Annotated in this window: 12 protein-coding genes; 5 read left to right on the top strand and 7 right to left on the bottom strand. The window is 71.5% G+C overall.

Annotated elements, in window-relative coordinates; all coding sequences use genetic code 11:
• Nucleotides 1-123: 123 nt before the first annotated feature.
• The 3 genes from AC067N_RS34600 to AC067N_RS34590 form a co-directional block, all read right to left on the bottom strand.
• Nucleotides 124-372, bottom strand: coding sequence for a hypothetical protein (locus AC067N_RS34600; protein WP_478682895.1), 249 nt, complete (start codon nt 370-372; stop codon nt 124-126).
• Nucleotides 369-860 (bottom strand): sigma factor-like helix-turn-helix DNA-binding protein, encoded by a 492-nt coding sequence (locus AC067N_RS34595; RefSeq protein WP_478682894.1) that lies wholly within the window; start codon nt 858-860, stop codon nt 369-371. The genes AC067N_RS34600 and AC067N_RS34595 overlap by 4 nt, the downstream gene beginning before the upstream one ends.
• A gap of 223 nt (nt 861-1,083) precedes the next feature.
• Nucleotides 1,084-1,578, bottom strand: coding sequence for a MarR family winged helix-turn-helix transcriptional regulator (locus tag AC067N_RS34590; protein ID WP_478682901.1), 495 nt, complete (start codon nt 1,576-1,578; stop codon nt 1,084-1,086).
• Nucleotides 1,579-1,742: 164 nt separating this feature from the next.
• Between AC067N_RS34590 and ilvA the strand changes: the two genes are divergently transcribed.
• From ilvA to AC067N_RS34575, 3 genes are all read left to right on the top strand, one after another.
• Nucleotides 1,743-2,972, top strand: coding sequence for a threonine ammonia-lyase (gene ilvA, locus AC067N_RS34585; protein ID WP_478682893.1), 1,230 nt, complete (start codon nt 1,743-1,745; stop codon nt 2,970-2,972).
• 260 nt (nt 2,973-3,232) lie between these two features.
• Nucleotides 3,233-4,249, top strand: a complete 1,017-nt coding sequence (locus AC067N_RS34580; RefSeq protein ID WP_478682892.1) for an ATP-binding cassette domain-containing protein — start codon at nt 3,233-3,235, stop codon at nt 4,247-4,249.
• On the top strand, nt 4,246-5,091 hold the full coding sequence (locus AC067N_RS34575) for an ABC transporter permease (RefSeq protein ID WP_478682891.1): 846 nt from the start codon (nt 4,246-4,248) through the stop codon (nt 5,089-5,091). Before AC067N_RS34580 ends, AC067N_RS34575 begins: the two co-directional genes overlap by 4 nt.
• 161 nt (nt 5,092-5,252) lie before the next feature.
• Here AC067N_RS34575 and greA read toward each other — a convergent pair whose 3' ends face one another.
• Nucleotides 5,253-5,753, bottom strand: coding sequence for a transcription elongation factor GreA (greA, locus tag AC067N_RS34570; RefSeq protein WP_478682890.1), 501 nt, complete (start codon nt 5,751-5,753; stop codon nt 5,253-5,255).
• Between the two features lie 186 nt (nt 5,754-5,939).
• The gene (locus tag AC067N_RS34565) at nt 5,940-6,338 is read right to left on the bottom strand and encodes a DUF4307 domain-containing protein (protein ID WP_478682889.1); all 399 of its coding nucleotides are present in this window, start codon (nt 6,336-6,338) and stop codon (nt 5,940-5,942) included.
• Nucleotides 6,339-6,576: 238 nt separating this feature from the next.
• Here AC067N_RS34565 and mca point away from each other — a divergent pair, with 238 nt between their 5' ends.
• The gene (mca, locus tag AC067N_RS34560) at nt 6,577-7,449 is read left to right on the top strand and encodes a mycothiol conjugate amidase Mca (protein WP_478682888.1); all 873 of its coding nucleotides are present in this window, start codon (nt 6,577-6,579) and stop codon (nt 7,447-7,449) included.
• A 21-nt stretch (nt 7,450-7,470) separates the two neighbouring features.
• On the top strand, nt 7,471-7,722 hold the full coding sequence (locus AC067N_RS34555) for a hypothetical protein (protein WP_478682887.1): 252 nt from the start codon (nt 7,471-7,473) through the stop codon (nt 7,720-7,722).
• Between the two features lie 372 nt (nt 7,723-8,094).
• On the opposite strand, the gene AC067N_RS34550 is transcribed toward AC067N_RS34555, so the two are convergent.
• Together AC067N_RS34550 and AC067N_RS34545 are read right to left on the bottom strand one after the other, a co-directional pair.
• On the bottom strand, nt 8,095-11,343 hold the full coding sequence (locus AC067N_RS34550; RefSeq protein WP_478682886.1) for a tetratricopeptide repeat protein: 3,249 nt from the start codon (nt 11,341-11,343) through the stop codon (nt 8,095-8,097).
• Nucleotides 11,344-11,610: 267 nt separating this feature from the next.
• Nucleotides 11,611-11,802, bottom strand: a 192-nt coding sequence (locus AC067N_RS34545) for a hypothetical protein (protein ID WP_478682885.1), incomplete at its 5' end; no start/stop codon positions are given.

The following is an 11,802-nucleotide window of genomic DNA, read 5'->3' as shown; positions in this document are numbered from 1 at the left end:
TACCGGGGCTCCGCTCTTCATGTCCGGCCAAACCCTCACCTACAGGCCCCTGGACAACACCGCGAGACCCGTTAACTTCACGGCCTTGGGGCTAGTCCCGGCCCCGCCCCTCACCGAGCGCGCTCACCAGCCGGTCACGGGTGGGGTCGTCGTCGACGGCGGCTCCACCCAGGGACGGGTCGTCGCCGCCCAGACGGCGAACGCGACCACGGCGGCCAGCAGCACCACCCACATCACATGCCGGGCCGTCGTCCTGCGCCGCAGCATGCGGCCGCCCTGCCGCACCGCGTCCGCGCACAGTTCGGCCGGCACCTGCGGCGGCCGACGGTCCAGGATCCGCCGTACGGCGGCCTCCCGCTCCCGCAGGTTCATGACGGTGCCACCTCCACGACCGGGGGGACGGACTTCTCGTGCGGCGGATGCAGGAGCGTCGCCATCGCCCGCAGGCAGATCGCCCGTACGCGTTCGGCCGGCAGCCCGAGCAGCGCCGCCGTCTGCTCCTCGGCGACCCCCTCGTACAGCCGGAGGACCAGGACCAGCCGCTCCTGGGGTCCCAGTGCGCTCAGCACACCACCGGTCGGGCGTCGGAACGGGCCGTGGTGGTGCCAGACCCCGCGCTCGAAGCGGAGGGCCAGTTCGCGGCGGGTCCGGTCGTAGGGGTCCTCGCCGCGCAGGCCGTCCCAGACGGCGTACGTGTGGGCGAGGGCACGGGTGAGCAGCCGCCGCGCGCGCGGGTTGTCGTCCGGCGGCTCCGCGGTGAGCAGGGTGGCGGTCTGCAGCAGCCGCCCCGCCGCACCCGCGACGAACGCCTTGAACTCCCTGTCCCTGCGGGAGGCTTGGGCCACACGCCGTTCGCGCACCGCGCCTCCCCCTGAGGCCGACCTGAGCCAACGGGCCCCGGCCGCGCACGACGAGGGCCCGGTCTCATATGAGGCCAGGAGCGGGCGTCCGGTCAAGACTCGGGCAGCAACACGGCAGCGGCGTACCCGACAGCGGCACACACGACAGCGGCGCTCACGACAGCGGCGCACCCGACAGACGTGCGGGCCGCGCGTGTACGCGCGTACCGGTAAGGCCCGGTGCTCAGGACGGCGACGGCGCCTCGGGAGCGGAGGACATACGGGCCGAGAGTGCGGTGTTGAACCGGGTGAGGAGGGAGCAGAACGCCTCGCGCTCCTCGGGCGCCCAGTCCTGGGTCAGCTCGGCCATCAGCTGGCGCCGGGAGGAACGTACCTCCTCAAGCCGGGACAGCCCGCGCGGGGAGAGCTGGAGGACCACCGCGCGGCCGTCCTCCGGGTGCGAGGTGCGCTTGACGAGACCGGTGTCCACGAGCGGCGCCACCTGCCGCGTGACCGTCGACGAGTCGATCCCCATGCTCGCCGCGAGCGCCTTGACGCCCATCGGCCCCTCGTTGTCGAGACGGTTGAGCAGCAGGTACGCGGCGCGGTCCATGGAGTTGCGCACCTGCCCGACACCGCCGAGCCGGGTCTGTTCGGCACGGCGCGCGAAGACCGCGACCTCGTGCTGCAACGTGTCGAGAAGACCGGTGTCACCGACGGTCGTCATGTCCATCGACATTTCTGGTGTTGTGGGCATGGCCAAAGGCTCAATTCATGCGTGGGGCGCTGGTGGTGGGGGACAGAGTACGCGGACCGGGCGCGGGGTGTACCGGCCCCGCTGAAACCCGTCCCGCGCCTTGGTCACACCCGCGTCCCGCCCCTGTGAACTGCGAGACTGGTGTCATGAGCTACAGCACGGCTGACTCCTTGCCGGGGGTGACGCTCGACGACGTGCGAGGCGCCCAGAAGATGCTGACGGGCATTTCACGTGTCACCGCGATGGAGGGCAGCAGGCATCTTTCGCAGCTCGTCGGTGCTCCGGTGCACTTCAAGTGCGAGAACCTCCAGCGGACGGGTTCGTTCAAGCTGCGCGGCGCGTATGTGCGCATCGCGGGTCTGCTGCCGGAGCAGCGCGCCGCCGGAGTGGTGGCCGCGAGCGCCGGCAACCACGCCCAGGGCGTCGCCCTCGCCTCCTCTCTGCTCGGCGTGCACTCCACGGTCTTCATGCCGAGGGGCGCCCCCCTCCCGAAGATCAGCGCCACCGAGGAGTACGGCGCCGAGGTGCGCCTGCACGGCACGGTGGTCGACGAGACGCTCGCCGCCGCCCAGGAGTACGCGGCCGCGACGGGCGCGGTGTTCATCCACCCCTTCGACCACCCCGACGTCATCGCCGGCCAGGGCACGGTGGGCCTGGAGATCCTGGACCAGTGCCCCGAGGTGCGCACGATCGTCGTCGGCATCGGCGGCGGCGGTCTCGCCGCCGGCATCGCCGTCGCGGTGAAGTCGGTACGGCCGGACGTGCGGATCATCGGTGTGCAGGCGGAGGGCGCCGCGGCGTACCCGCCCTCCCTCGCGGCCGGGAGGCCCGTGGCCGTCACGAATCCGGCGACGATGGCCGACGGCATCAAGGTCGGCCGGCCCGGCGACGTTCCGTTCGGAATCATCGCCGACCTGGTGGACGAGGTCCGCACCGTCTCCGAGTACAACCTGTCCAGCGCCCTGCTGCTCTGCCTGGAGCGGGCCAAACTGGTCGTGGAACCGGCCGGCGCCAGCCCCGTCGCGGCCCTGCTGCGCGACCCGGGTTCCTTCGAGGGACCGGTGGTCGCGGTGCTCTCCGGCGGCAACGTCGACCCGCTGCTGATGCAGCGCATCCTGCGCCACGGCATGGCCGCCGGCGGCCGCTACCTCCAGGTCCGCCTCCGGCTGACCGACCGCCCCGGCGCCCTCGCCACGCTCCTCGGGGTGCTGTCGGCGGCGGACGCCAACGTCCTCGACGTCAGCCACGTCCGGACCGACCCGCGGCTCGGCCTCACCGAGGTGGAGGTCGAACTGCACCTGGAGACGAGGGGCCCCGCCCACTGCGCCGAGCTCGGTCACGCCCTGCGCGAGGCGGGCTACACCGTCATCGACTGAGCCCCCGGCTCCCCGGCTCCCCGGCTCCCCGGCTCCCCGGCTCCCCGGCTCCCCGGCTCCCCAGACCCCCCGGGCACGCCGAAGCCCGAGGTCGGGTGGGCCTCTGTCACTCGTTCGGGGAAGTCCATTGAGAGACGCGATACATCGCGTTATGGTGTGTGTCGCGACGCTCGTGCGGCGAATTCGCGTCCGCCCCGGCGCGGAACGAAACGCACAAACCTAGGCTTTGCGAAGGAAGCCCGACGACACGGAGAAATCACATGCCAGGCGCCATTCATGCCGAAGGCCTGGTCAAGACCTTCGGTGACGTAAGGGCTCTGGACGGTGTCGACCTCGATGTACCCGAGGGCACCGTCCTGGGCCTGCTCGGGCCGAACGGCGCGGGCAAGACCACCACCGTCCGCTGTCTCACCACCCTGCTCCGCCCCGACCGGGGCAGCGCGACGGTCGCGGGCATCGACGTGCTCGAACACCCCGACGCCGTCCGCCGCTCCGTCGGCCTCTCCGGCCAGTTCGCCGCGGTGGACGAGTATCTGACCGGCCGTGAGAACCTGCAGATGGTCGGCCGGCTCTACCAGATGCGGGCCAAGGCCGCGAAGGCCCGCGCGAGCGAACTGCTGGAGCAGTTCAACCTCGCCGACGCCGCCGACCGCACCGCCAAGACCTACTCCGGCGGCATGCGCCGCCGCCTCGACCTGGCCGCCGCGCTCGTCGTCTCACCACCGGTGATGTTCATGGACGAGCCGACCACCGGCCTCGACCCCCGCAACCGGCAGCAACTCTGGGACGTCATCAAGCAGTTGGTCTCCGGCGGCACGACCCTGCTGCTCACCACCCAGTACCTGGAGGAGGCCGACCACCTCGCGCACGACATCGCCGTCGTCGACCACGGCCGTGTCATCGCCCGCGGCACCTCCGACCAGCTCAAGGCCCGCACCGGCGGCGAGCGCGTGGAGGTCGTCGTGCACGAGCGCGAGCACATCGCGACCGCCGTCGAGGTGCTGAACGGCTTCGGCAAGGGCGAGACGACGGTCGAGCAGCACACCCGCCAGCTCACCGTGCCCGTGACCGGCGGTGCCAAGCTGCTCGCCGAGGTCATCCGCGAACTGGACACCCGCGGCATCGAGATCGACGACATCGGACTGCGCCGCCCCACCCTGGACGACGTGTTCCTCTCCCTGACGGGTCACGCCGCCGAGGTCAGGGACGAGACCGAGACGAACGGCGAGACGGCCGGCGCCAAGGGGCGCGGGCGCAGAAAGGAGGGTGCGAAGTGAGCGCCGCCATCGACACCGTGCGGGTCGCCCCGCCCGGCAATCCGATCACCCGGTCCGTCCGGGACTCACTGGTCGTGGCCAAGCGGAACCTGATCCGCATGTCCCGGATCCCCGAGATGATCATTTTCGGGCTCATCCAGCCCATCATGTTCGTGGTGCTGTTCAGCTATGTCTTCGGTGGCTCCATGAACATCGGCGGCACCACGGACCCCGCCGTCTACCGCGAGTTCCTGATGGCCGGCATCTTCGCGCAGACCGTCACCTTCGCCACCGCGGGCGCCGGTGCCGGCATCGCCGACGACATGCACAAGGGGCTCATCGACCGCTTCCGCTCGCTGCCCATGGCCCGCGGGGCCGTACTGACCGGGCGCACCCTCGCGGACCTGGTGCAGACGGCGCTCACCCTGGCGGTGCTGGCCGCGGTCGCCCTTCTGGTCGGCTGGCGCACCCACACCACCTTCGGCGAGGTGCTCGGCGCCTTCGGGCTGCTGCTTCTGCTGGGGTATGCGTTCACCTGGGTCGGCGCGCTGATCGGCCTGTCCGTCCGTACACCGGAGGCGGCCACGTCCGGCGGGCTGATCTGGCTGTTCCCGGTCACGTTCATCTCGAACGCGTTCGTGGACTCCAGCCGGATGACGCCCTGGTTGCAGCATGTCGCCGACTGGAACCCCTTCAGTGCGACCGTGCAGGCCTGTCGCGTGCTGTTCGGCAACCCAGGGGTGTCGCCGTCGGACGCCTGGCCCATGCAGCACCCGGTATGGGCATCGCTGATCTACTCGGTCCTCATCATCGTGATATTCCGGACCCTCGCCGTACGGAAGTACCGCTCGGCCTCGGCGTGAGCGCCGGTGTGACCGGCGGTAACGGGAGAATCGCCGGTGGACCGGGACGGATACGACGAGCCCCCCGGTGCCGGAGGGCGCCGGGGGGCTCGCGGGTAAGCCGGGGGCTTCGGGTGTGCTCGGAGAAGGCGGCGCGGTCGCGCGGCCGGCTCCGGCGCCGCTCAGCTCTGGTAGGGCACGGCCTTGAGGATCCGCACAGAGGCGAACTTGCCGTTCGGCAGCTCGTACTGGGCGTCCTCGCCGACCTTCTTGCCGATCACGCCGGAGCCCAGCGGGGACTGCGGCGAGTAGGTCTCGATGTCCGAGCTCGCGTACTCGCGGGAGGCGAGCAGGAACGTCAGGGTGTCGTCCTCGTCGCCATCGAAGGCGATCGTCACGACCATGCCGGGCGCCACCGCGCCGTCCGCCGACGCGGGTGCCTCGCCGACCTTGGCGTTCTCCAGGAGCTGGGTCAGCTGGCGCACACGGAGCTCCTGCTTGCCCTGCTCTTCCTTGGCCGCGTGGTACCCGCCGTTCTCGCGCAGGTCGCCCTCCTCGCGCGCGGCCGCGATCTTGGCGGCGATCTCCGTGCGCGCAGGACCAGACAGGTAGTCCAGCTCGGCCTTGAGCTGGTTGTACGCCTCCTGGGTCAGCCAGGTGACGTTCTCGCTGGTCTGGGTCACAGGTGCTCCTCGTAGGTACTGGGAATACAAAGCATCGCCCTACCCAGAAGAATGTTCCTTCATGAGTGGGCGAAACCACGAGCCTAACAATTCAGTGGCCCAAGGGGGAGGACATAAACCACAAGAATTGCGTCACCGCAGGTCAGGGCAGTGTTTCAGGCGTCACACCGTGGTGGTTCGGTCGGATCAGCCGGCGTGGCAGCCGAGCAGTTCCGCCGTGGTGCCGCGGGACGTGGTCTGCAGGGTGACGACCTGGTCGATGTCGGTGGTGCCGGCGTCGAAGCGGAAGTCGGCGCGGCCCACCTCGGCACCGTCCTCCGCCTGGGAGCGGACGGTGCAGTAGCCCTCGACACCGGCGTCCTTGTCGCCCCTGAGGTGCACCTTCACCGACTTCGCGGAGGTGTCGAACGTGTAGATCTCGACGCTGATCCTGTTCCCGGCCACGTAGTGGTAGGCGAACCAGCCGACGAGGACGAGCAGGGCGGCGCCCAGAACGGCTCCGATGATCTTGAGCTTGCGGTCGGCGCGCTCGTCCGCGGAGCGGCCGTAGCGGCCCTCGGGGAGCTGAGTGCTCGCCGTACTCATGATCATCCTCTCGGAGTGGGCCGGAACGCGCTCCCGCTCAGGGGGCGTCCGGGGTCTGGACCGGGAATATCCCGCCCCCCGATTCGGTCACTATAGAAGCCTCCCGCCCAGCGCCTGACGGCCGCCCCGACGGGGATGTCCGCGCGGGACGGCAGTATTGGCTCACCGGATCGCGCCGGGCTGGGTCATCGATGTAACCGAAGTACGGGCCGGGCGCCGACTTACGAGGGAATGAGTCTTGACTGACCAGCTGCGACTGATGGCCGTGCACGCGCACCCCGACGACGAGTCGAGCAAGGGTGCGGCCACCATGGCGAAGTATGTGTCCGAGGGGGTGGACGTGCTGGTCGTGACCTGCACGGGAGGGGAGCGCGGCTCCATCCTCAATCCGAAGCTCCAGGGCGACAAGTACATCGAGGAACACATCCACGAGGTACGCAAGAAGGAGATGGACGAGGCCCGCGAGATCCTCGGCGTCGAGCAGGACTGGCTCGGCTTCGTCGACTCCGGTCTCCCGGAGGGCGACCCCCTGCCTCCGCTTCCCGAGGGCTGCTTCGCCCTGGAGGACGTCGACAAGGCGGCCGGTGAGCTGGTCAGAAGGATCCGGGCGTTCCGCCCGCAGGTGATCACCACCTACGACGAGAACGGCGGCTACCCGCACCCGGACCACATCATGACCCACAAGATCTCGATGGTGGCGTTCGAGGGTGCGGCGGACACCGAGAAGTACCCGGAGGACGAGTACGGTCCGGCGTTCCAGCCGCAGAAGCTGTACTACAACCAGGGCTTCAACCGTCCCCGCACCGAGGCCCTGCACAACGCCCTGCTGGCGCGCGGCCTGGAGTCCCCCTACGGGGACTGGCTCAAGCGGTGGGACGAGTTCCAGCGCGAGGAGCGCACCCTCACCACGCACGTTCCGTGCGCCGAGTTCTTCGAGATCCGTGACAAGGCCCTCATCGCCCACGCCACGCAGATCGACCCCGACGGCGGCTGGTTCCGCGTCCCGATGGAGATCCAGAAGGAGGTCTGGCCCACGGAGGAGTACGAGCTCGCGAAGTCCCTCGTGGCCACATCGCTCCCGGAGGACGACCTCTTTGCGGGCATCCGCTAGCCCTGGGGGACAATGCCAGACATGAGCTTCAGCCTGGCAGTCACCACGCACGTCCTCCCCCTCGCCAAGGAGCTGGACAAGGACAAGGTCACCCCCGGCGTCCTCGGCTTCATCGTCTTCGCGGTGATGGCCCTGGCCGTCTGGGGCCTGATGAAGTCCATGAACAGGCACATGGGCAAGGTCGACTTCGAGGAGACGCCGGACCCGGCCGCCTCCGGCGAGGGGCCGGGCGCGTCCGCCACGTCCGGCAAGGCCTCCCCGGCAAAGGGCTGAGGGCCCCGCGACGGTCTGACGGCATGACTCCGTGACCCCGATACCGGGTCATGGGGTCATGCCGGTCATGCTGCACCGCCCGCCCGCCCGCCCGCCCCTCGCGACGTCGCGAGACCCCGGCTGGCGCCGCGCGCCGCACCGTGAGCCGTGCCACCCGTCCCTGCGGGCGTCCACCCGACCCCGGCGGGGCGGGGCCGCGCCTGAGGGCGTCCCCCCGGCCCGGTGGCCATGGCCCGGTTTGGCCCCGGGGTTGTCGCGAGCCCTGCGGGCGTGGGCCGGCTTCGTGGTTGTCGCCAGTCCTGGGGTCGCCGCCGGCCCTCCGGGCCTGGCCCGGCCCCGTGGGTGTCGTCGGCCCCGCGGGTGTGGTCGGTCTCATCCTTGTCCTGCCGTCACCGCCACCCCCATCACCTCGCGCGCATGGCGGTTCGGGACCATGCCCAGGGTCCAGGCGCGCCAGCCGGCCTCCAGGTTCACGCCGCGTTCGAGGAGGAGCTCGTAGGCCTCGATGTACTCGGTGAGCTTCTCGTCGCGCAGGGGGTGCGGGGTGCGGGAGAGCTGTGCGAGTTCCTCCTGGGCCACGGCCGTGCCGATCTCGACGCCCCCGGGGGCGCCGTACGGGAGCATCGTGCAGCGCAGGAAGCGGGCCCAGTCCTCGCCTCGGCGGTCGCCGAAGGACGCGAACAGGTGTGCGGCCTCGTCGCAGAGGGCGAGGGCCTGCGGGATGCGGGCGTTGCCGGCGTCCACGACCGCCAGTTCCAGGCAGGTCCAGGCCTCGCCGTGGGCGACGCCGATGCGCTGGAAGTCGGCTCGGGCGTCGACCAGCAACTGGCGGGCGAAGCCCGAGTTGCGCAGCGAACCCGTCTGGACTGCACGCTGGTCCCGGGTGACCCGCGCCGAATGGTGCCGGGCGCAGGCCAGACCGTACACGTCACGCATCCGCGAGAACATCGTCCGTGACCGCTCCAGCTCCCTGACCGCCTGGTCGAGATTGCCCGTCTCCTCCAGGCACTGGCCCAGGTAGTAGCCGGTCCAGGCCTCGCCGCGGGCGTCCTCGTTGTCGCGGTGGTGGGTGAGGGCCTGACGGAGGCCGTCGACGGCGGCGGAGGGGTCACCGGCGACGAGACGGGCACGGGCGAGCTGCGTCATGCTCCAGGCCTGACCGCGGGGGTCACGGGTACGGCCGAACAGGTCCAGGGCGGTGCCGAGTTCGCCCTCCGCGCGCGGGACGTCGCCCATGCGCAGCAGCAGCTGGCCCAGCTGGAAGTGGGCCCAGCCCTCGCCGTGCAGGGACTCCTGCTGACGGTGGACGACGAGGGCGCGGGTCAGGAGGTCCAGCGAGTCGGCGAGACGGGAGCGGTCGCGTTCCACCGCCGCCAGCGCGTGCATCGTCCAGGCACGGTCGGCCGCCAGCTGGGGGACCGCCTGCATGTCCAGGGCCTCGTGGAGCTTGGCCGCCGCCTCGGTCAGGTTGCCCTGGTGGTGCAGGGTGATGCCCAGGGAACACAGGGCCCGGGCCGCGCCCGCGTCGTGGTTCGTCTCCAGGTACTGGTCGACCACCGACGCCAGCGTCGTACGGGCCTTGTCCAGCTCGCCCAGCTGGCGGGCCGCGATGCCCGTACGCCACTGGACCGAGCGGGTCAGCAGGCCCTGGTCCACGGACTGGGCCAGCTCGCTCAGCTCACCGAGGCGGTAGAGGTCGCCGCGCAGCAGGCAGTAGTCGCACAGCGCGCCCAGCAGACTCAGTACGGCCGCCTGGTTCACGCCCTCCGCGTGCCGCAGCGTGGAGGTGATGAAGCTCGTCTCGTCGTCCAGCCAGCGCAGCGCCTCGTCCAGCGACACGAACCCGTGCGAGCCGAAGCGGTCCGAGCGGGTCGACATGTTGCCGTCGACCAGCCGGAGCACCGAGTCTGCGAGATCCGCGTACGTGACGATCAGCCGCTCCTGCGCGGCCGTGCGCTCGCTGGGCTCCTCCTCGTCCAGCAGCCGGGCCTGGGCGAACGCGCGCACCAGGTCGTGCAGCCGGTAGCGGTTGCCGTGCACATGGTCGATCAGACCGGCACGGGCCAGCGCGGTGAGATGGCGCGTCGCCTCCGTCTCGTCCGTGGCGAGCAGCGAGGCCGCGGCCGCCGCGCCCAGCGAGGCCCGGCCCGCCAGCGCCAGCCGGCGCAGCAGCCGGCGGGACGGCTCCGACTGGTCGGTGTACCGCAGCCACAGCGCTCGTTCGACCGGCTCGACCGGGCCGTACGCGCCCAGGTCCGTGGCGAGTTGGCGGGGCGAGCGCGGGCCGAGGGACGAGCCGGCCACCCGCAGCGCGAGCGGGAGACCGCCGCACAGATGCCGGATGCGGGCGAGGGATTCGACGTCGTACGAGTTCGAGGCACCCGTCTCGGACGAGCCCCCGTGCGCCCCGGCCGACAGCGCCGAGGCGTCCTGGGCCGCCGAGCCCAGCAGCTCCCGCGTGCCCTCGCCGTCCATCGCCTCCACGGGGAGCTGGTGCACCCAGGCGGGGAGGTCGGCGGGCAGGGCGAGCGGGGCGCGCGCGGTGACGAGGACGAGGCTGTCGGAGCGCTCGGGGACGAGCGTGCGGACCTGCTCGGGGTCGGAGGCGTCGTCCAGGACGACGGTGACCGGCAGCGCGGTCAGATGCTGGTGGTACAACTCACTCAGCCGTTTGACCTGCTGGTCCTGTGAGGTGCGCTCCCGGAAGAGCAACTGCTCGCGGGGCGCGCCGAGACGATTCAGCAGATGCATCAGCGCGTCCCGTGTCGACAGCGGGGTCTCCTCCGGGCTGTCGGCGCGCAGATCGACCACACAGGCGCCGCGGAAGTGGTCGCGCAGATCATGGGCGGCGCGGACGGCGAGAGCGGTGCGGCCGGAGCCGGACGCGCCGTGCAGGACGACCACCGTCGGCCGGGTCTCCGTCTCGGCGCGGGCCGCCTGCACCCACTGGCGGATCTTCGCCATCTCCGCCCCCCGGCCCGCGAACCGGTCGTCAGTCTCGGGCAGTTGGGCGAACGACTGCTCCAGCACGTTGCGTCGGCGGGCCGCCGCGCTCTTGTCGGCGCCCCGCAGCCGGGGCGCCTTCTTCTTCGCGGTGGAGGCGGCCAGGACGCGCTGCTGGTCCAGGAACGGGCGTATGCCGCGGACCTCCAGCGCCGTCAGCCACTGCAGCCGCAGCTGCTCGGGGCCGCCGGGCTGGCCCAGGGCGCCGGCGCGGTGGTGCGCGGCCGGCAGATGCGAGGCGGTCACCTTCAGGACCGTGGCCACGGCGCTCGCGACACCGACGATCAGGCCGGTGCTCACGGCGGTGCCCGCGTCGACGCCGAACGACAGGTCGGCCACCACCGCGGTACCGGCCGCGACGGCCGCCACCAGCAAAGGTGTTCCGGAGCCCTCCCGCGCATAGCGCTGGCCGAACGTCAGCCGGCCGGCCTCCGACTCGTCCAGCGCGCGGGTGTACGCCTCGTACTCCTCCGACGCGTTCTGCGCCATCGTGTCCAGCGCGGCCCGTGCGCGCCCCAGCAGGACGACCCCGTCGGTACGGCCACCCGACCTGCGGACCTCCTCCTCGACCGCCCGGACCAACAGCCGTTCGGCGTCCCCCCGGTGGCTGTCCCGCATCACACGTCCCCCTTCGCCGAAACGGCTTTCCCAGGCCAGTGTGGAGCGGATGGGGCGCACTGGCGAGAGGGCGTGGATCAGCCCGGGGGCGCATGCGCGGGCGCAGAGGCGGCCGTGCGGCTGCACCGTGCATCTTTGGCCACATGGTCACCAGGCGGTCGGTGAACGGGGTCTGCCGAGGGCCGGCTCGGAAGGTCCGCGAGGGATCGCCGTTCACGGTTCGCGCGGGATCGTTCTCCCGGGGGAAGGAACGCGGATGACGGGGCGTCACCTCGCGAGTGCCCCACTGCTCGGCACGGTCGGCCGGCCGGTGGGTGCGGGGCCCGCGCGGGCCCGTGCGGCGCCCTCGGCACCGGTGCCGAGCGGATACGGCGTGCGGCGTGCGGCAGGCACCAGGCGGCAGCCGCCGTGGGGCGTCGGCGCGCGCGGCTGTCGGCGGCCCCGCCCCCTCAGCCGGTG

Source organism: Streptomyces sp. NPDC042364 (assembly GCF_056437585.1).
This window is presented reverse-complemented; position numbering and strand designations above follow the sequence as displayed.

What these genes read in the sequence shown, in the direction of transcription:
- AC067N_RS34600 (WP_478682895.1), bottom strand. Translation starts at nt 372, where the DNA reads ATGAACCTGCGGGAGCGGGAGGCCGCCGTACGGCGGATCCTGGACCGT.
- AC067N_RS34590 (WP_478682901.1), bottom strand. Translation starts at nt 1,578, where the DNA reads ATGTCGATGGACATGACGACCGTCGGTGACACCGGTCTTCTCGACACG.
- ilvA (WP_478682893.1), top strand. Translation starts at nt 1,743, where the DNA reads ATGAGCTACAGCACGGCTGACTCCTTGCCGGGGGTGACGCTCGACGAC.
- AC067N_RS34580 (WP_478682892.1), top strand. Translation starts at nt 3,233, where the DNA reads ATGCCAGGCGCCATTCATGCCGAAGGCCTGGTCAAGACCTTCGGTGAC.
- AC067N_RS34565 (WP_478682889.1), bottom strand. Translation starts at nt 6,338, where the DNA reads ATGAGTACGGCGAGCACTCAGCTCCCCGAGGGCCGCTACGGCCGCTCC.
- AC067N_RS34555 (WP_478682887.1), top strand. Translation starts at nt 7,471, where the DNA reads ATGAGCTTCAGCCTGGCAGTCACCACGCACGTCCTCCCCCTCGCCAAG.
- AC067N_RS34550 (WP_478682886.1), bottom strand. Translation starts at nt 11,343, where the DNA reads ATGCGGGACAGCCACCGGGGGGACGCCGAACGGCTGTTGGTCCGGGCG.